Source organism: Prochlorococcus sp. MIT 1318, from assembly GCF_047304505.1.
Lineage (GTDB): Bacteria > Cyanobacteriota > Cyanobacteriia > PCC-6307 > Cyanobiaceae > Prochlorococcus > Prochlorococcus marinus_D.
Genome location: NZ_CP138958.1, coordinates 2,272,763 through 2,295,552, shown reverse-complemented (window position 1 = coordinate 2,295,552; position 22,790 = coordinate 2,272,763). Strand labels below are relative to the sequence as shown.

Below are 22,790 nucleotides of genomic sequence, written 5' to 3'. Positions count from 1 at the left end.
TAATGCCTGTTGCTGTGAACGAAATAAAGACACCAGCCCTACTCCAGGGTGAAGGAATCCCAAACTTCAATGCCATTACTGCTCAACAAGTTCAGGATCACATTCCTGAACTTCTCTGTGCTCTTACCAAACAATTCAGCCAGCTGGAACAAGACCTAGACAAAGTTTTGGTATCTGGCAAGAGCATTAATTGGGAACAAGTCATGGTTCCTCTGCATCAGCTGCAAGAGCAATTGCGTTGGAGCAGGGGAGTTGTATCCCATCTCAACAGCGTCTGCAATACCTCCGAATTACGGCAAGCTCACGCTGCACAGGAACCAGAGGTGGTGCGCTTTGGAAACCTTATGGGCCAAAGCCAAATACTTCATCGTGCCTTGCGCCGGCTTAAAGACCAGACCTCAAGGCCATTGCTGGATTCGACTCAACAGCGGATTTTGAACGCGGAATTACTCTCCATGGATCTACGAGGCGTGGGTCTCGATGACCATGCACAGCAGGCTTTTAATACCACCAGTGAGCAACTGGCCGAGCTGTCGACCCGCTTCAGCAATCACGTCCTGGATGCAACCCAGGGATGGAGCCTGCTCCTCAATCGATCAGCACAAGTTGAAGGACTGCCGCAGAGGGCCTTGGAGGTTTTGTCCTCAGCAGCCAAGCAAGCCGGAGATCACCGAGAAGACGGTGGAGAACCTACAGCGGAGCAGGGTCCCTGGCGATTAGGTCTAGATATGCCCCGCTACATCCCCTTCATTACCCATGCAAAAGATCGAGGGCTACGTGAAACGCTCTACAAGGCTCATGTGAGTAGAGCGAGTGCGGGTGAGTTAAACAATCAACCATTGATTGAAGAGCTGCTAAGCCTTCGGCTTCAGCAAGCTCAAAGGCTTGGCTACAGGAACTGGGCTGAACTCAGCCTGGCCAGCAAAATGGCCGAGGGCGTTGAGGCCGTCGAGCAGTTGCTTGATGAGTTGCGTGCTGCCGCTTTACCCGCAGCCCAAAAGGAGTTAATTGAGCTCGAGGCCTGTGCCAAAAAACATGGAGCTCCAGAGGCCAGCCAGCTCAAACCATGGGATGTGAACTTCTGGGCTGAACGGCTGAGGCAAGAGCGCTTTGACCTTGATCAAGAAGCGCTGCGCCCTTGGTTTCCCCTGCCACAGGTTTTGGAAGGTTTGTTCGGACTTTGTGAACGTCTTTTTGGCATTCGCATTCAAAGTGCCGACGGCGAGGCTCCGATCTGGCATCAAGACGTGCGTTTTTTCCGGGTGTTGGATGCCAATGGTTCAGACCTGGCAGCGTTCTACCTCGATCCCTATAGCCGACCAGCCAGCAAGCGAGGGGGGGCATGGATGGACGAATGCCTGACACGCAGCAAAAGCCTCGAGGGCCAATCGATTCTTCCTGTGGCCTATTTGATTTGTAACCAGACTCCACCGCAAGCAGAGACACCAAGTCTGATGAGCTTCGATGAGGTGGAGACTTTGTTCCATGAGTTTGGCCATGGCCTTCAGCACATGCTCACGACCGTTGAGTATCCACAGGCTGCAGGAATAAACAACGTGGAATGGGACGCAGTGGAACTGCCTAGCCAGTTCATGGAGAACTGGTGTCTCGATCGCACCACGTTGATGGGGATGGCACGTCACTGGCGTACTGGCGAACCGCTTCCGGAGGAGGAGTTCGCAAAATTGCGCTCCAGCCGTACCTTTAATGCCGGTTTGGCAACTCTGCGCCAGGTGCATTTCGCTCTCACTGATCTGCGTTTGCATAGTTGCTGGACACCAGATCTCGGCGTGACCCCAGATCAGCTTCGCCGTCAGATTGCTGAGACCACCACGGTGATGCTTCCGATCGCCGAAGATCAATTCCTTTGTAGCTTTGGCCACATCTTCGCCGGTGGTTATTCCGCCGGGTACTACTCCTACAAGTGGGCAGAAGTTCTTAGTGCTGATGCCTTTGCTGCCTTTGAGGAAGCTGGTCTGGAACTTGAAGATCAAGTTCGACTCACTGGCGCTCGCTTTCGCGACACAGTTCTCAGTTTGGGAGGTAGCCATTCCCCAGCAGACGTCTATGAGCAATTCCGTGGACGACCAGCTACCACTGAGGCATTGATTCACCATTCCGGCTTAGCCGCAAGCGCTGCGGATCAGTGAGGAGATGGCTGAAGAGATACCGCACTCTCTGAACCCCCTAGCGTTATCACAAAGCTGGGGCCAAGACGAGCATGACGATATCCACACGGCACCACTGATTGCACTTGAGGAGGTGCTTGAAACAAGCAGCTTGCGTCGCGGCATAAGCCGAGAACAATTGCTAAGTGAGTTGTTACGTGATCTCGATCATCGCCGTGTAATCCCACTGATAGGAATGCTGCCGAGAGGCTGGAGGATGGCCCCGGCCGTTCTTCCTGAACGTCTACGAGGGATTGCAACCCTATTAGAAGATGGTTTGCTAAGCCCTCTGCTGTTGGCAGCGTTGGCTGATGACCTACAGCATCTGCTGCCGATTCGGGAGAACGAACCGCCCAGTGCCCTGGAACTCTGGCGCCAACCCTCAGTTGCCTTAAAGCCAGGACATGGTGTGGGGGTGCCGTGCAATTTAAAGAACTGTCGATTACTGGCCAACCAGCCAATCACTAGTGATGCACTTTCTGACCCTAAACAGCTTGCTCCAACCGCTTTAGGGAAAGGCCTCACGGCACTCGGTAGTGGCCTGGTCTGGCACAACGAGGGCTTGGTCATGCTTCAGAACGAGTCTTCTCAACGCATGAATGAGCTCATGGCTCAGGTGCTCAATTGCCTCGCTGCCAATCGTCTACCAGAGGCATTGCATCCCTCGGAACCTTTCTTATTCGAGGGGCTATCCTCAGGACGTCAACTGATTGAGTTGCTGAACCGACAGGGTTGGCACTGTTGCGGACGAATTAGAGCCAGTGTGGCCAGCTTCGGCCTGGGAGCTAGCCAAGCCAATGAAAGCGGGAGATGGTTTCAGGTCCCTTTGGCGATTCCATATCGCACGGGTCTAGAGGATGATCGCAACCAGGAGATTCTCAGCTTGTTGCCGCATTGCAGCTTCGAGCTTGAGCTGCAACCACAGGGCAATGATTCCATTTTACTGCAGTATTGCCAGGGTATAGAAGGCGTGAATGGCTGGGCTGCGATGAACGACCTGCATCGGCCCTGGCAGAACGATCGCCACAATGGAACAGTCGCGTACCCCAGTCAGCCATTGACACAGCAACGCCTCGCCGATGCAATAGAGATCACCGAATTAATCGCAGCGGTGCACAATATGGAGGCAAGCTCGCAAAAGCTACGTCTAGGGGGGTATGGAGCCCTGGGCTATTGCATTGATTCAACAGCACTACTGGAGCAATGCCTTAACGGCTCTACCCATTTATTTCCACTGACACTGGGAGGAATATGGCGAGAACGACTACGCCGTAGCCTCGACATCCTTCTTGATCAGGGTTTTTGTATCAACACTAGTGTGGTAGATCGCTACCGATGGGGCCTTGACACGTTGCCCCAGGATCTGAGCCTGCAAGGCTCTGCACGATTAGAGGCAATGAAGAGGCTTTTAAGCTGTCAACCCAGCCACAGTCCATTTGCGCTTGTGAGGGACCTCAACGGCGAAGTGGATCTCTAAAGCGATGCCAACGCACGTTTTCAGTTATAGATAGATCAACCGGAAGCCGAGCGAGCCAATGCCAAGCAGATGATCTACTGCCACATCAGTGAAGTTAACAAGCCTATCGAAAGAACGACTTTGCTCTGGGGGGATTTCATCAAGCTGCTTAGTCACGAGAAATCAAAGTAGATGCTTTTGATCATGATGCATAGAATTGGTTAATCATCAAGTTCATTTAAGCCTTTAATACCTAAAAGAAGCTAAAGGCAATTCAATCAAGGGAATCGTGCTTGCGAAAAGTACACGTGCTAACTAAGCAGACATGAAGCTTGAAAAAGCATAAATCGTCCACTCGAACTGCCTCCTACTTAACAAGCAAGGCTCTTTTGAAAAGACATTGTCTTGCAACATCAGGAAGTAGCAAGACATGATTGAACTGGTCTTACCAAACTGCCATGCATTCAGATCTCAAGCAGAAGCACTGGAGGCCGCAATGGTTTGTCCGTGGAGATGTCGACGGATTCCTAGGACTTGGCCTCGATAACTTGATTCAAGTCCTCTTGATAATTGCCTTATGCCGCAACGTGCTCGGCTATCCGAATGAATTAGTTTTCGGCACAATCCTTCCTGCCACAGGAATAAGCCTGCTGATAGGCAACCTTGCCTACGCGCATCAGGCTCATCAACTTGCCAGCATCGAAAAACGTAGTGATCGGACAGCTCTGCCCTACGGAATCAACACCGTGAGCCTGTTTGCGTATGTGTTTTTGGTAATGCTCCCTGTGAAACTCACCGCATTGGGCCAGGGAATGGATGAGGCAAGCGCTGTTCGCCTTTCCTGGCAAGCAGGGATGGTGGCTTGCCTGGGCTCAGGGCTGATCGAAACAGTAGGGGCTTTTACAGCAGGGGTACTGCGTCGCTGGCTGCCTAGGGCTGCATTACTTGCCACTCTCGCCGGCATTGCTCTTGGCTACATCGCCCTTGGCTTTCTGCTGCGTACCTATGCCCAACCTGTAGTGGGGCTGACAGTACTAGCAATTGTTCTGGTCACCTATTACGGACGCTTGCGATTGCCCATTCCTGGTGGCTTGCTTGCTGTTGTTATTGGCGTGGGGCTTGCTTGGAGTACTGGATTAATCGATAGCGACGCTAGCCGTTGGAGTCAGGAAGCAAGTCAGATTGGCTTGCGCCTTCCTCACCTAGAAATCGCCAATCTTTGGAATGCTCGTGGCCAGCTGCTGCCCTGGCTAGGGGTGATTGTGCCAATGGGCCTATTCAACGTGCTGGGATCTCTTCAAAACATCGAAAGCGCAGAGGCGGCAGGTGATCGTTATTGCGTTCGAAGCTCTTTATTGATTGATGGCATCGGCACAATGGCTGCCGCAGGTTTGGGGTCTTGTTTTCCTACAACTATTTATATCGGCCATCCAGCCTGGAAGGAAATGGGGGCTCGCATTGGCTATTCCTGGCTAAATGGCTTGGTAATGGGTAGCGCTTGTCTTCTAGGTGTTTTTGGTTTGGTCGCTGAGTTGGTACCTATTGAGGCAGGCATGGCGATCGTGCTCTATATCGGCATCGTGATTGCTGCTCAAGCCTTTCAAGCCACGCCCAGCACCCATGCACCGGCAGTAGCTCTCGGCCTGCTTCCTGGACTAGCAGGATGGGGTGCATCACTGATCAAGGCTGGTTTGCGCGCAGGAGGAGCCGGAAGCAATTCAGAACCTTTTAATTCAGCTTTATTGGGAAGGCTTCAAGAAGCTGATGTATGGGCAAGTGGTGCTTTTGCCCTTGAGCAAGGACAAATTATTACCGCCATGCTGCTAGCGGCAATGTTGGTTTATGTGATCGAACAACGCTTTTTAGCAGCAAGCATTACTTCTTTCCTCGCATCTGCAGCCTCATGGATTGGGATCATCCACGCTTGGCGATTCACCCAGACTGATACTGTTCTGGAGCTTGGCTGGGGAGTTGGTAGCTCCTGGGCAACGGGCTATCTACTAATGGCAGTTGTGTTCATGCTCGCCGGTTTGCATCAGCGCAGATTGATTTCTGGTTGACAAAACTGTTTTTAAAATGCATAAGTTAAAGAAATGAGCGTAGATAACACTACTGGATCAATTCTGCCAGGCTGCTGCATGTCACGCCTCTTCGTTTGTAGAATGGATGCCAAAAAAATATTTACAACGATGACTGATGCCTAAGAGAATGACTCGATCCCAGTGAAAGGGAGGCAGATCTTCTCTGATAATAACCTTGAGAATGTTATTGGTGGATTTATGAGAGAAAGAGTTTTGAACGAAGATGCTGATATTAGGCTTGAGGGATTGTAAGTATTGGTTTAGAGCTAAGAAGTTGATGACTGAATTTATAGTGCTAAGTAATTACTTTTAAGTTTGAGATAGTCTCAGCACACCGTTTGGGATGAGTGTTCAAATACCAAGACCAAAGTAAACCTAGCCACCCTATGATTGTAAATTATTTATTTGTCTCTATGAAATACAACATCATTGATCCCCTAGATCTTATCCTGAAAAATGGTAGTCACTATTTAGTGCGATAGTGGAATTCTGGAAACATGGATTCGTTTTACCAACAGAGATGACACATTGAGCAGTTAATCTGCCCCAGCCACCGAAAGAGTTTGACCAGCTACACCTTCTAGCGCTTTATTGGAAAGGTTTTGGCGGCCTTTATTGTCTGCAGCTAAGTCTTCAGGGGCTTTTTGGGAGTCGCAAGAGATATCTTTATGATGGGATAGAAAGCCGAGAGGTTGTAGCTTAGTTGGCTAACATGTTAGATAGTTCCTTCACTAAAAATTTCAATCTTCAATCATTGTGTGCAAGTCTGGTCGTACTAACAACTTGTATTAATGCGAAAAAAACATGTAAAGACTGACTTTATAGGCGCTTATCTGGTCATACATAGTTCACAACAAATTGCATCAACTACTTTAGAGCTGAAATCATCACTGAATGGTCCTGAGTGACCACAATGATTCATGCCGGAAATTTCATAGCGAGTCAGCTTCCTTTTGCGTTGCCATCGATTCCAGTTTGACAATGGCAACAGTGGAGAACGCCCTGGGTAAGCCACTTGACCAAGAGCCGCAACAGGGTCTTTCCCGCCAACGACCATAGCCACACGATTGATCTCTTCTAAAGCACCATTCCCACTGAACACTCCACAGACAGTGATCACTTGTACTGGAACACGACAGAGTTGTTGCAAGATCTCCGCTGTCCCAATAGCCATCTCTCCTCCTCCGCTGTAACCCACTAATACCAGGCGCACAGCCTTACTGGGATGGAAGCCAAGCGATTCAAGACGATGGGCGATTTTCAAGGCAAGCTCATAATTCATCACCGGGCCATAACGGCGGTCAGAGGAAATTCCCACTTTGATGACATTATTGGCTTGTACACAAAAGGCGCTTAGAAAACGAACTAATGAATTGGGATGATGCTCTTGTAGAGAAAATAACCTTCGCCAGAACCACTGACTGTATGAATCTGAACGCAGTGCAACAGGCATGATTGTGTAAGCCTCAATGCCTTTGACTAAAATAGACTCATGATCAATTCCTTCTTCTAGTTGCGAGAGGAATCGACTAACCCGTGGAGGATGGTCTTCTTCACTTTGATGAATGCCATCCAGGTAAATGATGTAATTCCGATGTCCAGAAATATCCGGGGATCGTTCAGCAAATAGATGACTTGGGTTAGGAAGACCATCAAGCCACCCTTCCCAAAAGACAAAGTCAAGCATCACTGAATAAATACCTGACAGAGGGACCAAGATGATCACCAGAAGTGCCGCAAGCTTAAGGAGCTCATCAATCGATTCGCTGGTTACTAATGCAATAGCATCGCGACGAATCACAGCTACGCACAGGAACAAAAGGATGGCTGAGGCCAGCATCAAAACAACAACTGTCCTGCGGCTTGTAAGCAGCAGCTCACGATGATGGCGAAGCGAAGATCTAGTCTTAGTCATGATCTCAGATCAGATCCAACTCAATGATTAAGAGCCACTTCTCGTGCTAGTTGGGCGTAACTTGATTTCCACCTCTGAGCGAACAAGAGCGCAATTAAAACAAGTGCCAAGGCAAAACCAGGAAGGGCCATGACCAAGCCTTGCTGGAGAGGTATACCATAAATAGCTTTTAATAAAACAACTACATTGAGGTGAATCCATGCGAAAAGTGTTACAGCAATTAGATCACTAATATAAGGAGCTCCGGCAAGAATATAAAATAATCCTGGCCAAATTGCTGGTAGTATATGGTTTGCAAAAGTAATCGGATGTAAAGGTACATCCTTTAGAGAAGTAAGGATCAAGCTGTCACAGAGAATCCCCAATAGAAAAGCTAGGCTTAGGCCTAGCGCATCAAATAATAAATGCACGGCAATTTGAACAGGACCTAAACGATTAGCAAGGAGAGAAAAGAAATGTGCTGCTGACATTGAAAGGCCAACTGCCAGCAACAATTCAACTCCAGCCTCCATTTTAAGCAGTACTTCGGCCATGGAATCAAGGCCTTGGCTGAGTCCGCTTAAGCCCTGCAGAAGAGCAAGAGCATCAGGCACGACGCATCTCCGGACGATTTACGATCCAGAGAACAAAAATTGAAAGAATAGCACTGTAGAAGCACCATACTGAATTGAAAGCCATGCTATATGTAAACAGTGTCAGAATGATAGATAATACAATTAATGCTCCGAAGAGTTTGACGGCTTTGTCTTTAAGAATCAGCAAAGGAATGACAATCCAGCACCAATAAATTAGTTCTCCAATAGGTTCTGTATTGATGAAATTATGGAAGATGGTGTTGACGTTGTAGACGATCCTTCCGCCTGTCACTAGTCCTGGCTGGATCAACGGTGGATGTATTAATAAAGGCAGCCAGAATGAGATTCCAAGGATGGAACCAATAATCCAAACCCAGCGTAAAGCTCTCTTGACTCCTTCACTTTCGGAATGACGCCCAATCGAGTATGCGCTCCATGGAATCCATATCATCCAGAAGCAATAGGCAAAAAATAGAAAGCCAACAGAAGTAATTGACGTGAGAGGTTCGACCGGTGAGGCTACTGTTTCTCCATGACCTAATCCCACCCATACAAAACCCTCAATAAATTGCTGTAGCCCGAAGAAGAACGGTACTAGGGCTAGAGGTTTGTATCCGGGACGTTTCGCTTCAGACGCAAGATGGTGGGTATAAAGCCCTAAGGGCATGAGGACCGCTGCAGCCGTAAAGCTGGCTGACGCCGAGAAACACATCTGTATGCTTGTTTATGAGTATTTGCTCATTTTGGTCAGGTAACTCGACTTCGCCAAGTTAATTACTGAGAAGCTTTGAAATCAGCAACTTCAATGCCAGCGGATGAGACATCAATTGTTGATGCGTGAATACTGGAACGGCCTGTTGCTCACCCACCGGTAATACGGCTTGCCAGCCTGGAACAACCATGACATCCCATCGACAGAAATAGCTGCTGCATTCAATGTCTTCTAAGGCTGAAAAGTCTCCGTTGAGCTGGCGCAGTAAGGGGCTGCCGCGCTTCATATCCGCTAAACCAGCAAACAAACAGGCGGGAATCCACTGGGCTGTGAGGGTGCCTCGCTGTGGACTTCCTACACTCAGAAAACGATGCGTTCGTCGTGATCCACCTAGTTGTTGCAGCCAAATTCGACTGATCACCCCTCCCATCGAAAATCCAAGTACATCGATAACCGTCTCGGCCCCCCACTTCTCAACGATGAGCTGATCCAACGTCTCCGCCAGCTTGGAAAGCGGAACAGCTCCCAGGCGATGAGGCAGATGGGGGATCTGTAGAGGTAGCTGATGCTGTTCGAGTGCCTTCACCAACCGCCTAAAAAGATGCGGGGTATCCCAAAGACCATGTACAAGCACCAATGGTCGACGGGGTTTATCCACTGATGCGACATGCGTAAACATCGCGAAAAGCCTTGACAAAGATCAGGGTGTTGGCCAATTGCGACACCTTTCAACAGCCACACTGCCACTAAACCCAGGCACCGGCGCAGCACATTTACGCACAAGCACTCGCATTGGCACAGGACCGTAGAGATCTTCCAAGAGCACTAGCAATCGCTCGCTGAAGTGTTCGATGGTGAAACACTTCAGTTCAAAGGAGAGTCGTTGCATTGCACCAATAGCCAAGCTGTAGTCCGCAGTGGCATTGAGGTCATCATCCAGGGCAGCCTTGTCAAGGTCTAACCAAAGGCTGAAATCCAAGCTGAACCACTGCCCTTCACGTCTTTCATGGTCAAGCACACCCACGTGAGCCCACAAGCGCACATCGTTAACATGAATGGCTCCTAAAGGGAGACGATTGATCACAGCGGTAGGTCCCGGTGAGTGAACATGCATTCACCATTGGCATAGTCCGCCACAATGTGGCCTTGTCCACGCAACCGATAGCGATAGGTCACCAGCCCTTCCAAGCCAACCGGCCCCCTTGGAGGCAGTGTTTGAGTACTGATTCCAACCTCGGCGCCAAAGCCATAACGGAATCCATCGGCAAAACGCGTGGAGCAATTGTGAAAAACACCGGCACTATCGACAGCTTGGAGAAAACGCTCAGCCGTCTCCTGATCATTGCTGACAATTGCCTCCGTGTGACGGGAGCTATAGCGACGGATGTGATCCAGGGCTCCCTCTAGATCAGGCACCACTTTCACTGACAGAATCAGATCGAGATATTCCGTAGCCCAATCCTCTTCACTTGCTGACTCTTCTACTCCTAAAGCCCGGCTCGCTGAATCCCCAAGCAGACGAACCCCGGCGTGACGAAAGGCAGGAATTGCAAGCTCTAAAAACGACGGTGCAATGGACTGATGAATGAGCAGAGTTTCAATAGCGTTGCATGCTGCGGGGTACTGGGTCTTGCTATCGATTGCAATCTGTAGGGCCTGCTTCAGATCCGCCGCGGCGTCGAGATAGAGATGACAGATTCCGTCCGCATGACCAAGAACCGGAATTCGTGTGTTGTCTTGAATGAAACGCACCAGTTCGTTGCTGCCGCGAGGGATGATCAAATCCACTAGGCCATCAAGGCGAAGTAGGGCAAGGCTTTCCTGACGGGTCTTGAGTAAGGCAATTGCCTCGGGATCGATCTCTGTTTCAGCCAGACCATTCTTCAACGCCTCAATGATGGCCTGATTGGTGTGGCTTGCTTCGCTGCCGCCCTTGAGAAGTGCGCCATTGCCAGAGCGAATTGCCAGTGAAGCGATCTGAATTACGGCATCTGGGCGCGCCTCAAAGATTACCCCCAGGACTCCAAGAGGAACGGTGATGCGCTCCAGCACAAGGTCTTGATCCAGTTCACGATGCAACTGACGCAAACCAAGGGGATCAGATAATTGAGCCAACTGCCTGAGCCCCTCGATAGCCGAGTTGAGTTTGCTTTCATCAAGCTTGAGCCGCGCCATCAGGGCAGAAGCAAGTCCCTCAGTTCGAGCCTTCTCTAAATCGAGTCGATTAGCCCTCACGATCTGCTCAGAGCTTGACAGCAAAGCATTGGCCATTGCCATCAGGGCCTTACTCCGCTGGTTGTCATCACTTTGCCCAAGAGCCATGGCTGCTTGCCGCACCTCTGCTGCAAGTCGCAGCAACTGGGCGGAAGGCTCAGGAACTCCAGGATAAGTTGTCATCACAGCGCGGCACAGCTGTGCTCATCATTACGCCTCAAGGGGCATTGCCGACACTTAAGAGACGTTGAAGGGCAAGTCGAGCTGCCCCCAGGCGACCAGCTCCATTCCCAAGGGCACAGGAGCGAATCTGCAAACCCTCTCTGCTCACAGCTTGCACCCGCTTCTCTACTTCCTGACGGACTGTTGGTAGGAAATGAACTGCTCCACCTGCAAGACCTCCTCCGACCAGCACCAGCTGAGGGGTGAAAACATAGACGAGAGAACTGATTCCTACCCCAAGTTTGCGGCCATAGGTTTCCCAGATCTCGAGAGCCTCGCGATCGCCAGAAGCAGCTCGGTCGCTTAATTCTTCTGGGTCCCCAGCCCATAGACGTTGAAGGGCGCCAATGCTGGCGTACTGCTCTAGGGAGCCTTGGTTTCCACTGTTGCAGCTGGGACCTTCAGAATCCACCCCAATCAGACCAGGCTCGGCTGCAGCCCCGTTATGACCGACAAACAATTGACCCCCAAGCATGACGCCCCCACCTACTCCAGTGCCAAGAGTGAGCAGAACGACGTTTTCAAAATCTTGGGCCGCGCCCTGCCATGCTTCACCAACGAGAGCACAGTTGCCATCATTCGCCAGGGTGACGTGCCGATTCAGTCGTGGTTCCAACCAGTCGGCTAAAGGAACCTCCAGCCATCCAGGCAGGTTGATACAGACCCTGGCGACCCGCCCTTCAGCATCCATTGGTCCTGGTAAGCCCACTCCCACGAATGCAGCATGATGGTTTGGATCAACAGTCTCGATAGCTTCGCAAAGAGCAACTGTGACAGCACCTGGCACCGAGGGTTGAGGGGTTGGCAACTCGGTTTCTGCCAACAGATGGCCCTGCTGATCAAATCGACCTAACTTGATCGCGGTACCTCCCAAATCGACACCGATGAACTGAGCTGAGTCGGTTGCCAACTGGTCAAAAGCGGAAAAATAATTGCAATTGGCTCTGCCAAATTCCCTGGCTGTCTACAGAACCTGAGAGATTCATGCTGGGACTGATTTGATAAGTAAGGGTACCTTGCGGAGGAATATCGTTGCGGTCTGGTGTCGCCAAAATAGAAACGTTAAGTCGCTTAGTGATATCAATACCAATGTCTGTGACTAACTCGAGCGTGGGTGGGACTTGCCCAGAAACGCGCTCTTGTTGACTCGTCACAACTGGCGAGACGTATGCAGGATAAAGGGCAATTTGCATTCGTTGACTGAAAGCATCAGAGATTGTTCCAAGAACAGGGGTGAGAAGAGATTGACCGATCACAGTCGCTAGTGCCGCACCACCACCTTCTCCCGACAACCCTGCCAGTGAATTTCCTCCAATTAACCCCAGCAATTGAGCACGAGGCAGTGACGGCGAGCTGCGTAATTCAATGTTTTGGAAAAGACGATTTGCAGGTCCCTCGGCCTTCACCATCACTTTGATCAAGCGGAACTGTCCTCCGGCTCCAAGAGCACCTGTTCCATTGGTATCAAATACATTCGCTGATGCGGCATTACTGTCGGTGCCGATGCTGATGCTGTCGGATACCTGGCTGTTCATGGCGACATCAACGTAAGGGATTAGGCCCAGAGAAGGAGTAAAAACAGCGACATTCGCAGCTCGCTGATCAAGACTGAAGAACGTCGTAAACAGATTCAGCCGTCCATTCAGTAGCCGAATTACACCACGAGCCTGAAGCTTTGGATCTAGGGGGCCATTCAAACTGAGCAACCCTTCTGTACTGAAATTGGCCAGCGCATTAGCAGTGATGCGCAAATTTGGCCCCAGCTTTAAACGCAGGTTGTCGAAGCTGACAGAGGGGATGTTGGGAATAACGGAGCTCAACATCCTGCTCCGACTGACCTCTACATCTGGTCCAAGCAAGACCAAGGGTTTCTTGAAATCCCACTGCTCCTCAAGCAGGGTGTTGGCATTAACAAATTTGGGGCTGCTTGAAGTTGCTATCGCCTCTCCGGCTCCAGGCCTTTTGGTGGATTGAATGGCAGAGTTGATCGGTCGCAGAAGCCCTGAGCCGGCGGGTGAGATCGTTCCTTCTTTGATCGTGAGCTCACCGCCAATCAAGGGTTTCAGCAAGGCACCCGTGAACTTGATCTTGGCTGCCACCCCTACATCAGCCTTTGGCAACTTAAAACGGGACTGACTGATCTCGATCGTCAGGGGCTGGTCTTCAGGTGCAGGGCGAAGCAAGGCAATGGATCCCGCACCTTGCAAGATGCCCTTCGAACCAATCTTTGCTTTGAGACGCTGCACCTCAAGGCGATTGAAGTCAAAAACCATGGCAGCCTCCAACCCTTTGACAACTTGTTCCATGACGACGAATTCGCCGTTTTGCACCACCAAAAATCCATTCGCCTGAGGAGCGCTAAGGCTGCCGCTAAACAACAACTTGAGGTCGGAATTACCGCCCTTCCAGGTGACCGTACCTTCAGCAAAATCAGCCAGAAAATGTAGGCCGTCGCCGTGGCTCTCAACCCTGACGTCTATTGGAGAGGAGGGATCCAGAGGCACTTGACCGGTAATGGTTACAGCCTCTTTGGAAGAAGAGCTTCGCAGCGCCAAGTCGAGGTTCAGGAGGGCATCATTCAAGAGAATCTGTCCTTTGTCCAAGCTCAATTTGCTTTCAGCCAACCTGGCGCTTTCCATCACTAGATCAGCTGTGATCTCAGGGGTTCCCCGTCTCAGGTTGTATCGACCCGAAAGTCCCAGAGCGCCCCGCAGTGCTTGAGGTAGAGGTGCAACCAACGAAAGCAGAGAAAAGGGAACGTGAAGCAGTGAAAAAGACCCTTCCCCACCATGCAGTGGTCCTTGAATCGAGGCGAAAATGGGTTTGACTTGTAGGGCGTGATCCTGATCCTCACCTTCTGTCCAGAGATGACCGCTGGCCTTTAGCCCCAGATTGAGCTTGGACAGATTGGGACCCTTCAGATCGATCACCGCATCAATCTGCCCACGTAGATCTTCTTGATGGATGATCTTGCTACGACGATTTTGCTGGTCGAAACGATTTACGGAAGCCTGCGCCGCTGCCAAGACTTTGAGCTGATCATCTAGAGACCTTCCCAAGGTTTGCATCAACAGACTGCCCAGATCTTGGGCTCGCCCAATCGAAGCTGGAAGAACATCATTAAAATTAGAAAGTTGCTCTGCACTAGAGATCAACCAACGCGCGCTTAGACCGCGTGCATTTGCCTTACCAGAGAGTTCGCCACCAAGGCGACCTCCCGCTGCAAGATTGATCTGGCCTGTATCCGCTGGTAGCAGCTCACCAGTCAGCTTGTAACGCTGGTTGGCAACCCTCCCCTGAAGCCAAGCCTGTTGAAATTGCAGACCCATCAGCCCTGGATTGCTGATGGTGACTTGGCCTTCCATGGCCAGGGGCTGAAGGCCCAGGCGGCCTGATCCGCTGAGTTGACCATAAACGCCTTCAAATCGCTGCTTTGAAGACAGGGCCGCCTCAATTCCATCCACTTTGAAGTTGTTCAACTCCCAGCGATAGCGAGCTGGGATGCCGTTTAGCGAGAGACGGCCATCTCCACGGTTAATCGCCAACTCCTGTGGCAACCAGTCGCGTCCCAATCGAGATGAGAGCTGCCCAGGGATCACCGACCGCACTGATTCCATCAGCAGAGTGCTACCCCCAGCAGGGAGTCCGGCCAAGTTCCCTTGCCAATCTTCCAACAACCGCAACCCTCCAGCCTCTGGATTCACCACCCGGAGGGAAAGATTTGGACGAAGGGCCGACAATGGCCCTCTCACCTGACCCGAGGCAGCAAGGGTTCCAGCCAAAGAGGTGCCGAGAAGCGGACCAACACGAGCTAAAGGGAAAGGACTCAAATTCAGATTGGCCTGCAGTTCTCCACTGCGTAGGCGTCCTTGATCAACTGAGAGAGGCAAGTCCGCCACAACTTTGAGCAGGGGACTGTTGAACTGCCTTAAGCGGAGCAAACCGGAATCTGCTGACCACCCCGCTCGCAGAGACCAGGTTTCCAGCAAAGGATTACGTTGCTGAGCAAGGCTTAGCTGAAGTTGGGGGCTCGATGAAGGGCCCTCAAGCTGAAGCTTGCCTTTGATTAAGGATTGGCTGCCGAGAAGATCAGCAAGCACAGGGATGCGCTGCCATGCAGGTCCTGCAAACTCCAGGCGCTGGGTGTTCAGCCCTAACTCGGGATAGAGGGGGCCCCTTGCTCGGACCTGAAGACCTGGACCACGAACATCAAAAGTGTCAATAACGGCCCTGAAGGCCTTGGGATTGCGCCAGTTGGTGCGCATCTGCAAGTTCAGTTGCAGCGGACCATCAACGGGGATCTTTGGGGCAACTATCCAGCGGCCACTGGCGTGCAGATTGGGCTCATGCCAAGGTCCATTGATCCGGGCTTGGAAGGTATGCCCTTGTTGCCGCTGGTTGACCTTGAGGTCGAGGTTGTAGGAGTGATTGAGACGAGCACCTCCCTTGAGAGAAGCGGTCCAAGGGCCGTAACGCCACTGGCTGAGAGGTAACTGAAGACGATCTTGACGACAGTTGATCTTGGCTTCACGAGATGAGAGTGACTTTTTGAGGGGACCACCCGCTAATTGGAATCGAACCAATGACAGGGCTCCCTTGCAGCCCATACGTCCCTGATTAAGACTCACTTGGAGATCACCGCCAAGCTGACCTTGCATTTGCATCGACAGTGTTCCCGGCCAAAGCCCCTGCAATGGTTCAAGGCTGATTTGGTCCAAACGAGCATGGGCCTGAAGCTCTAAACGATCCCAGCGCCCACGGCCCTTTAGGAAGAATCTTCCACGATCTGGCAATGCAAATTGGACAGATCCATTGGCCCATCCCTCCGCCAACTGAAGGTCTGCCCGTGTGGTGGCGGTGAACTCCAAGTTTGCCGGTTCGATGCGGACCCTGGCGGGCTGAGTCAACCGCAGCTGAAGATCAACCTTTGGGGGAGGCTCGCCTTTGGATGGACCAGGGACCCAGTAGAAACCCTTGTGATTACGACGCAGCGTTAACCGAGATCCTTCAAGGGTAAGTACGGCAACGGGTCGCAAACGCAACAGGCTGGCCATTGGAGCAAGGCTGATGGTTAGACCAGAGAGCGATGCTGTGGAATCGTCATGACTTCCAGACAGCACTTCAGTGCGACCAATGGCCATACCCCAGGGCCGCAGGCCCTGATAGGCACCAATTTTTAAAGGATGGCCTAGAGGTTTTGAAAGCTGTTGCTCCAGTTGCGGACGCAGACGTTCAAGAAGGGCAGCAACAACTCGATCGGCGCCAACCCAAACAACCAAGCTGCTGGTTAGCAGTAGAACAGCAGGGCGTTTCCATCGCCCTTTAGCCAAAGATTGACTCTTTTCTCCCATCGATTTGAGTCAACCTTCCTGGGAGCGTGCGAAATATAAGTAGTTCTCTTGAGCTTCACCAGTCCATGTCCATTCCAGAGCTGATTGAAACCGCAACCGGATGGCTTGCCTGGTCAGGCCTAGCCCTAAGCCTAATGACCCTGATTGCTTTCTTGGTTCGTTGGGGACAACGCTTCCGGCTGGTGGGAGTGACCAGCTTCAACCTTCTTCTTCTGGCAAGCTGTTGGGCTTTTGGCGTGAGCTATACCCCCCCCCTCAAGGTGGAAGGAGCTCTGGTGGTACCCGTGGTGTTTGACAACAGCACGGACCTTGTTGTCGCCCAGGTCCCCGATGACTTTCCTGATGAAGCGGTTGAAGCCACATTGCAGCAACTAGCGGGCAACATCCATCGCGGTGGATATAACGGCAGTGAAGTGCATGTTCGGCTGCGCAGGCTGGAATCGGTTGGAGAGGGTGTCAGTCAACCCGTCATCCTCGGCGAAGTCATACGCGACTTGCGTCAGAACATCACGCTGCCATTAGCCGAAAAAAGTGATGCAGGTTGATCAACCTTTGGGAGATTTACCTCAAAGCTTTCGTGACGAACAAGCCCTGCTCGTGGCCGCAGGGATCACAACATGGAGCGCATTGAAACGCCTCGAGGACCAGCAACTCAACCGACTTGCTAAGGGAGGGCTTGCGACGACCCGCAACCTGAAACGATTGCGAGGCATGGCCGCACTTATTTGTGATCTAGATCTAGAACTGGCGGATGCTGCCTTGCTGATCCACTCCGGGCTAGCCACTGCAGCCGCTTTGGCCGCTGCGACTCCACAGGATGTCGTGCATCAGACGGGACGGTTACAACGCCAACTCAATAACCATCGACAATCGAGCGTGGACCTTGCTATGGCGAATCGCTGGATCCAGCTTGCTCGTACTAGGCAACTGCAGAACTGACCTAGCGAAGCCCCACAATCCCGGCAAGAGTGCCTCAAATGATCACAGCGTGAATCTTTGGGACCAATGCGCTATTTGCCAGCGCTGATCGTCGTAGCCCTTGCCAGTGCTTCGGATGTCAAGGCGCAGTCCAGCCTTCTTGAAAGCGTCAAAAACAACCCAGACGAAGCGCGCGAATTGTGCAGTCAATTTAAGGCTCTCAATACCAAAGGGGTTTCGGCTTATTCATCTCAAGCGATCTCAGAAGTCGCCCGCCAACGCAATCTCAGCTCAAATAACGCTGAGATTCTGGCCACCTATGTGATTGGAATGAACTGTCCGGATGTGCGTTGAAGGTCGAACGAGCTCTGGATCCGTGAACTGGCACGATGCCTGGCTAACACTCTCTGACGGGGTCAAGCTCGTTGCCAGGTTATGGGTCCCGAAAGGTGAGGGACCCTGGCCTGCTCTAGTGATGCGTCAGCCCTACGGACGTGCGCTCGCCTCAACTGTGACTTACATCCATCCTGGTTGGTGGGCAAGTCACGGCTATCTGGTCGTGGTCCAGGACGTACGTGGTCAAGGGGATTCTGAAGGCCACTTCAATGGCTTCCTGCAAGAAGCTTCTGATACCAGTCAGACGCATGCATGGGTTCGGGAGTTACCAGAATGCAATGGCCGCCTTGGAACCTATGGGTTTTCCTATCAGGGCCTAACACAGCTGCTTGCCGAACCCGGGACGCCACCACCGGACTGTCTGGCACCAGCGATGGCAGGAGTTGATGAGCGCAACCATTGGAGTTGTGAGGGAGGTGCTCACTGGTGGCATCTTGGCTTGGCCTGGGGGCTGCAACTTGCAGCACTACAGGCTCGTCGCTGTGGCAACTGGGAAGCATGGAGAGAGCTTCGCCGCAGTTTGGAAGACGACAGCTACCTGTATGAGGGGCCGGCACTTCTGAAACGCCACGATCCCGATGGAATGAGCTTGAGATGGCTACATCAAGCGAGCCAAAACGATCAAGACTGGGTTGTACACAAGCCCTTGGATTCCTGGCTTCGTCAACCGATGCTGCTTCTGGGTGGCTGGTGGGACCCCCATTTGAATGGCCTGCTTGATCTCTATCAACGATCAAGCCAAGTAGGTGGTAGTCCAGAACTTCACATCGGTCCAGCGACTCACCTGCAGTGGTGGCCTGATGCACAGCAACTTCAGCTGGAGTTCTTTGATCGCCATCTGCAATCTTCGAAAGCCTTAACGAATTCAAGACCCCATGGGCGGATCTGGAATATCACGTCTTGTTCTTGGCAGACATTTGCAAGCCCCACCCAGACCACAACATCAGCCTATGCCGGCTGGAGTCTTGTCAGTGGAGGGATGGCCTGCTTGGACCCCACAGAAGGCACCCTGCATCAGAACAAGAAAGGTGGCGGCGTGGTTTATGTGGTCCATGACCCTTGGCGACCGGTTCAAGCAGTGGGAGGACATCTCAGCCCAAAACCAGGAGTTGCTGAGCGCAGCGCCGTGGACCAGCGCGCCGATGTGGCTTCCTTCACAAGTCCTGCTTTGCAGGAACCTCTCCAACTCAATGGGATCCCATTACTGCAGCTGACCGTGCAGTCAGATCAACCGGGATTTGACCTTTGCGTTGCCCTCTCCATTGTTAATCGCAGCCACAGCGAGGTGAAGCAGCTCTCAACAGGTTTTCTTCGTGTGCAAGGAGAGCAGGCCCTTCGCATGCTGCCGCGCAAGGTGAAACTTCAACCAATACTTGCAGACCTGCAGCGAGGAGAACATCTGCGCCTATCTCTCGCAGGTGCAGCCTGGCCGGCCATTGGTGTCAACCCAGGCCACGATCGTCATCCCTGTGGCCCTCCAGGACCCCATTGCCAAGTGGTGACCATGACACTGCAGCTCAATGGATCCAAGTTGAGGCTTTTGCCATGGAACTCCGGCAAAATAGATTTCGATTTGCCCCAAGAGTTTTGAAGCTGTCTGTTTGCCTGCTGAGCCTATCCCTTGGATTGCCCATGGGCCTGAGTTCACTAACCCTTCCGACTGTGGCAGCGCAGGAGACCATTCAAAAGACCACCTTGAGCCCTGCTGAGGCGACAAAAACAGCGCAAATCCTGCTCAAGGCATTAGTGGTGCAAGACGCCAAAACCATCTATGGCCAACTTTCAGAACCCCTGCGCAGCAGCACCACCACTGAACGGATCCAACAACGTTTGAAAAGGCGCCCTCAAGTCAAGTCAAGTCGTATTGTCGACGTCTCACCAGGCATAGACGACACCACTGTCGACGCCATGGTTGAGACCATCGATGGCGACGTCCCGTTGATCATGGTTCTCGATCAGAAAGGGAAATTGATCGCATGGAAATGGAGTGGTGAAGCATTGCCGATCGAGCAATCAGCCATTGATTTCGTTAACGATTTGGTCTCTGCTCGCTGGATCGCTGCGCGTTCCTTTCTTGAGCTGAGCTTTCAACAGGAGTTGAAACCACAAGACTTGCAACGCAAGTGGACAAAACTCAATCGCGTCACCGGAGGTTTCCAAAAGGTGAAAGATGCGATTGTTGCCAGCCAAGGCGGGGAACAGCAGCTGGTTCTAGTGACCATTGAGTTTGGCGATTTAACAGACAACCTTTTTGTCATTTTCAACAGTCAAGGGGAGATCATCAACGTGGATTTCTCAGCGGATCTGGTCTGATTGATCAGCGTTCGCTGATTCAACTGCTCACTCTGGTTCTCACTCTGCCCTTGCGGTCCATGAATCGACCTAAGCTCCCGGCCATTGATGTCCTTGCCCCATGACCACCAGTGTTGCCCTCGACTGGGTGGTTCAAGACGGCCAAAGACTTGCTGAATGTCGCCACGATCATCCTTTCTCGCTGCTGGGTCCTCAATCCCATGAGGGGCAATGGATCGTGCGCATCTGGATGCCGGAGGCAAGCCAAGTAGAGCTGCTTTGTGATGGCAGAACGACTGCCATGACAACGCCCAATCACTCCTGGATCTTCGAAGCAGCTCTCAACCAAGATCCCGGCCGCACATACCAGGTGCGGGTTAAACGCGCAGGAATCGTGCATGAGCAGCACGACCCCTGGGCCTTCCACGATGAATGGATGGGGGAGATGGACCGTCACCTCTTTGCGGAGGGCAACCATCACCACATTTGGCAACGCATGGGCGCCCATCTGATGGAGCGTGAGGGTGTTGAGGGAGTGATGTTCTGTCTCTGGGCACCCCATGCATGCAGTGTGGCTGTTCTCGGAGAATTAAACGGATGGGATGGCCGTCATCATCCGATGCAGCGTCGCCAGGGAGGCCTTTGGGAGCTCTTTATTCCTGGGTTTAAAGAAGGGACCCTTTATAAATACGAAATCCGAACCCAGGACGGCCATTGCTATCAGAAAGCTGATCCCTATGGTTTCCAGCACGAGGTGCGCCCAGCGACAAGCTCCGTAGTCGCGAGGCTTGATCGCTATCAATGGCAGGACGAGCAATGGGTGCGGCAACGGGATAGTCGTAATGCTCTCGATCAGCCAATTTCTGTCTATGAAATGCATTTAGGCAGCTGGATTCATGCAGCAACAGATGAACCGTATATCGAGTTGGATGGCACGCACCGGGCGCCGGTACTCGCTGCTGACATGAAGCCTGGAGCTCGTCTTCTGACCTATCCCGAACTAGCCGACCAGTTAATCCCCTACGTGAAAGATCGGGGATTCACCCACATCGAACTGATGCCAATCTCAGAGCATCCATTTGATGGCTCATGGGGATACCAGGTCACAGGGTGGTATGCACCCACCAGCCGATTTGGAAGTCCGGATGAATTCCGTGCATTTGTTGATCGCTGCCACGCCGAAGGTTTAGGTGTGATCATCGATTGGGTGCCAGGCCATTTCCCTAAGGATGGTCATGGCCTGGCCTTCTTTGATGGAACCCATCTCTACGAACATTCTGATCCACGCATTGGTGAACACAAGGAATGGGGCACGCTGATCTTCAACTACAGCCGCAACGAGGTTCGCAACTTCCTCGTTGCCAATCTTGTGTATTGGTTTGAGCAATTCCATATTGATGGTATTCGTGTTGATGCGGTGGCTTCGATGCTTTATCGCGACTATCTTCGACCTGATGGAGAATGGATTGCCAATGAAGATGGAGGGCGAGAAAATACAGAAGCAGTTCGATTCCTCCAACAGGCCAATCACGTTCTTTTCCAGCACTTCCCTGGAGCGCTTTCAATTGCGGAGGAGTCAACAACTTGGCCCATGGTTACTCAGCCCACTGATATGGGCGGCCTGGGATTCAATCTTAAATGGAATATGGGTTGGATGCATGACATGCTCGATTATTTCGAGTTAGATCCTTGGTTTAGGCAGTTTCACCAGAACAACATCACTTTTTCGATTTGGTATGCCTACACCGAAAACTTCATGCTGGCACTTAGTCATGATGAGGTTGTGCATGGTAAAAGCAATCTTCTCCATAAGATGCCCGGAGATGACTGGCAGAAATGTGCAAGTGTTCGTGCATTGCTTGCCTATATGTGGACCCATCCTGGCAAGAAAACTATCTTCATGGGAATGGAATTTGGTCAACGATCGGAATGGAATGTATGGGGAGATCTGCAATGGGAGCTGTTGAAACATGATCCTCATAAGGGTCTGCAGAGATTGGTTGATGACCTCAACACTTTCTATAAAGCCGAGCCTGCTCTATGGAAAGATGACTTTGATCAATATGGATTCCAATGGATTGATTGCAATGATAATCGTCATTCTGTAATCAGCTTTATGCGTCGTGAAAGTAGTGGCGGAACTTGGCTTGTCGTCGTCGCCAACTTCACACCACAAAGTCATTCAAATTACAGAGTTGGCGTGCCTATTAGTGGCTATTATCAGGAAGTTCTCAATACAGACAGCTCTTGTTACGGCGGTAGAAACCTGGGCAATATGGGCGGTAAAAACACTGATGAATTCAATATCCATGGATATGAGCAGTCTCTTGAACTCTGCCTACCAGCGCTGAGCGTGCTTGTCTTCCGTCATGACCCGAAGCGAAGTCTTTGAGTGCAGCCAAAGCCAATGAACATGTGACGAAGCTGCCTTCTCAACATCACTGATGGCCTGAACAACAACGGCCTTCAGGTAGGTTTTCTGACTGATCC

The 22,790-nt window shown here is 51.7% G+C and carries 17 protein-coding genes; 9 read left to right on the top strand and 8 right to left on the bottom strand.

Going from position 1 to position 22,790, the window contains the following annotated elements:
• Positions 1 to 2: 2 nt before the first annotated feature.
• The 3 genes from SIB66_RS11545 (at position 3) to SIB66_RS11535 (ending at position 5,684) form a co-directional block, all read left to right on the top strand.
• A complete protein-coding gene (locus SIB66_RS11545; protein WP_063421733.1) occupies positions 3 to 2,150 on the top strand; it encodes a M3 family metallopeptidase in 2,148 nt (715 codons plus the stop codon).
• A 4-nt stretch (positions 2,151 to 2,154) separates the two neighbouring features.
• Positions 2,155 to 3,645 (top strand): hypothetical protein, encoded by a 1,491-nt coding sequence (locus SIB66_RS11540; RefSeq protein ID WP_063406616.1) that lies wholly within the window; start codon positions 2,155 to 2,157, stop codon positions 3,643 to 3,645.
• A gap of 437 nt (positions 3,646 to 4,082) precedes the next feature.
• Positions 4,083 to 5,684, top strand: a complete 1,602-nt coding sequence (locus SIB66_RS11535) for a hypothetical protein (RefSeq protein ID WP_063406617.1) — start codon at positions 4,083 to 4,085, stop codon at positions 5,682 to 5,684.
• Between the two features lie 850 nt (positions 5,685 to 6,534).
• Here the strand turns inward: SIB66_RS11535 and SIB66_RS11530 are convergent.
• Genes SIB66_RS11530 through SIB66_RS11495 form a run of 8 tightly spaced genes read right to left on the bottom strand, consistent with a single transcriptional unit; the run spans position 6,535 to position 16,694 of the window.
• Complete coding sequence (locus SIB66_RS11530; RefSeq protein ID WP_063406618.1) at positions 6,535 to 7,620, bottom strand: hypothetical protein; 1,086 nt, start codon at positions 7,618 to 7,620, stop codon at positions 6,535 to 6,537.
• A gap of 20 nt (positions 7,621 to 7,640) precedes the next feature.
• Positions 7,641 to 8,153, bottom strand: coding sequence for a hypothetical protein (locus SIB66_RS11525; RefSeq protein ID WP_063407007.1), 513 nt, complete (start codon positions 8,151 to 8,153; stop codon positions 7,641 to 7,643).
• Between the two features lie 52 nt (positions 8,154 to 8,205).
• The gene (locus SIB66_RS11520) at positions 8,206 to 8,907 is read right to left on the bottom strand and encodes a hypothetical protein (RefSeq protein ID WP_063403242.1); all 702 of its coding nucleotides are present in this window, start codon (positions 8,905 to 8,907) and stop codon (positions 8,206 to 8,208) included.
• Between the two features lie 58 nt (positions 8,908 to 8,965).
• Positions 8,966 to 9,586: an esterase/lipase family protein gene (locus tag SIB66_RS11515; protein ID WP_063406619.1), complete on the bottom strand. Its 621-nt coding sequence runs from the start codon at positions 9,584 to 9,586 to the stop codon at positions 8,966 to 8,968.
• Between the two features lie 21 nt (positions 9,587 to 9,607).
• A complete protein-coding gene (locus tag SIB66_RS11510; RefSeq protein ID WP_063406620.1) occupies positions 9,608 to 10,021 on the bottom strand; it encodes a dihydroneopterin aldolase in 414 nt (137 codons plus the stop codon).
• Positions 9,988 to 11,304 (bottom strand): glutamate-5-semialdehyde dehydrogenase, encoded by a 1,317-nt coding sequence (locus SIB66_RS11505; RefSeq protein ID WP_063406621.1) that lies wholly within the window; start codon positions 11,302 to 11,304, stop codon positions 9,988 to 9,990. The genes SIB66_RS11510 and SIB66_RS11505 overlap by 34 nt, the downstream gene beginning before the upstream one ends.
• Before the next feature lie 34 nt (positions 11,305 to 11,338).
• Positions 11,339 to 12,253, bottom strand: coding sequence for an ROK family protein (locus SIB66_RS11500; protein WP_063403246.1), 915 nt, complete (start codon positions 12,251 to 12,253; stop codon positions 11,339 to 11,341).
• 4 nt (positions 12,254 to 12,257) lie between these two features.
• Positions 12,258 to 16,694, bottom strand: a complete 4,437-nt coding sequence (locus SIB66_RS11495) for a translocation/assembly module TamB domain-containing protein (RefSeq protein ID WP_063406622.1) — start codon at positions 16,692 to 16,694, stop codon at positions 12,258 to 12,260.
• A gap of 65 nt (positions 16,695 to 16,759) precedes the next feature.
• On the opposite strand from SIB66_RS11495, the gene SIB66_RS11490 reads away from it, so the two are divergent.
• The 6 genes from SIB66_RS11490 (at position 16,760) to glgB (ending at position 22,692) form a co-directional block, all read left to right on the top strand.
• Positions 16,760 to 17,239, top strand: a complete 480-nt coding sequence (locus SIB66_RS11490) for a Ycf51 family protein (protein WP_011129818.1) — start codon at positions 16,760 to 16,762, stop codon at positions 17,237 to 17,239.
• The gene (locus tag SIB66_RS11485; protein WP_063406623.1) at positions 17,229 to 17,633 is read left to right on the top strand and encodes a DUF4332 domain-containing protein; all 405 of its coding nucleotides are present in this window, start codon (positions 17,229 to 17,231) and stop codon (positions 17,631 to 17,633) included. Before SIB66_RS11490 ends, SIB66_RS11485 begins: the two co-directional genes overlap by 11 nt.
• A gap of 66 nt (positions 17,634 to 17,699) precedes the next feature.
• Positions 17,700 to 17,966: a hypothetical protein gene (locus SIB66_RS11480; protein WP_063406624.1), complete on the top strand. Its 267-nt coding sequence runs from the start codon at positions 17,700 to 17,702 to the stop codon at positions 17,964 to 17,966.
• On the top strand, positions 17,956 to 19,599 hold the full coding sequence (locus SIB66_RS11475) for a CocE/NonD family hydrolase (RefSeq protein ID WP_063406625.1): 1,644 nt from the start codon (positions 17,956 to 17,958) through the stop codon (positions 19,597 to 19,599). Before SIB66_RS11480 ends, SIB66_RS11475 begins: the two co-directional genes overlap by 11 nt.
• Positions 19,554 to 20,321 carry a DUF3887 domain-containing protein gene (locus SIB66_RS11470; protein WP_063406626.1) on the top strand — a complete coding sequence of 256 codons (768 nt, stop codon included), beginning with the start codon at positions 19,554 to 19,556 and terminating at the stop codon, positions 20,319 to 20,321. The genes SIB66_RS11475 and SIB66_RS11470 overlap by 46 nt, the downstream gene beginning before the upstream one ends.
• A gap of 100 nt (positions 20,322 to 20,421) precedes the next feature.
• Positions 20,422 to 22,692, top strand: coding sequence for a 1,4-alpha-glucan branching protein GlgB (gene glgB / locus SIB66_RS11465; RefSeq protein WP_063406627.1), 2,271 nt, complete (start codon positions 20,422 to 20,424; stop codon positions 22,690 to 22,692).
• The last annotated feature ends 98 nt before the right edge of the window (positions 22,693 to 22,790 follow it).

Coding starts and splice junctions, on each gene's coding strand:
- SIB66_RS11490 (WP_011129818.1), top strand. CDS start 16,760: ATGTCCATTCCAGAGCTGATTGAAACCGCAACCGGATGGCTTGCCTGG.
- SIB66_RS11520 (WP_063403242.1), bottom strand. CDS start 8,907: ATGTGTTTCTCGGCGTCAGCCAGCTTTACGGCTGCAGCGGTCCTCATG.
- SIB66_RS11535 (WP_063406617.1), top strand. CDS start 4,083: ATGCATTCAGATCTCAAGCAGAAGCACTGGAGGCCGCAATGGTTTGTC.
- SIB66_RS11530 (WP_063406618.1), bottom strand. CDS start 7,620: ATGACTAAGACTAGATCTTCGCTTCGCCATCATCGTGAGCTGCTGCTT.
- SIB66_RS11485 (WP_063406623.1), top strand. CDS start 17,229: ATGCAGGTTGATCAACCTTTGGGAGATTTACCTCAAAGCTTTCGTGAC.
- SIB66_RS11515 (WP_063406619.1), bottom strand. CDS start 9,586: ATGTTTACGCATGTCGCATCAGTGGATAAACCCCGTCGACCATTGGTG.
- SIB66_RS11525 (WP_063407007.1), bottom strand. CDS start 8,153: ATGGCCGAAGTACTGCTTAAAATGGAGGCTGGAGTTGAATTGTTGCTG.
- SIB66_RS11510 (WP_063406620.1), bottom strand. CDS start 10,021: ATGCATGTTCACTCACCGGGACCTACCGCTGTGATCAATCGTCTCCCT.
- glgB (WP_063406627.1), top strand. CDS start 20,422: ATGACCACCAGTGTTGCCCTCGACTGGGTGGTTCAAGACGGCCAAAGA.
- SIB66_RS11495 (WP_063406622.1), bottom strand. CDS start 16,694: ATGGGAGAAAAGAGTCAATCTTTGGCTAAAGGGCGATGGAAACGCCCT.
- SIB66_RS11540 (WP_063406616.1), top strand. CDS start 2,155: ATGGCTGAAGAGATACCGCACTCTCTGAACCCCCTAGCGTTATCACAA.
- SIB66_RS11505 (WP_063406621.1), bottom strand. CDS start 11,304: ATGACAACTTATCCTGGAGTTCCTGAGCCTTCCGCCCAGTTGCTGCGA.
- SIB66_RS11480 (WP_063406624.1), top strand. CDS start 17,700: ATGCGCTATTTGCCAGCGCTGATCGTCGTAGCCCTTGCCAGTGCTTCG.
- SIB66_RS11475 (WP_063406625.1), top strand. CDS start 17,956: ATGTGCGTTGAAGGTCGAACGAGCTCTGGATCCGTGAACTGGCACGAT.
- SIB66_RS11545 (WP_063421733.1), top strand. CDS start 3: ATGCCTGTTGCTGTGAACGAAATAAAGACACCAGCCCTACTCCAGGGT.
- SIB66_RS11470 (WP_063406626.1), top strand. CDS start 19,554: ATGGAACTCCGGCAAAATAGATTTCGATTTGCCCCAAGAGTTTTGAAG.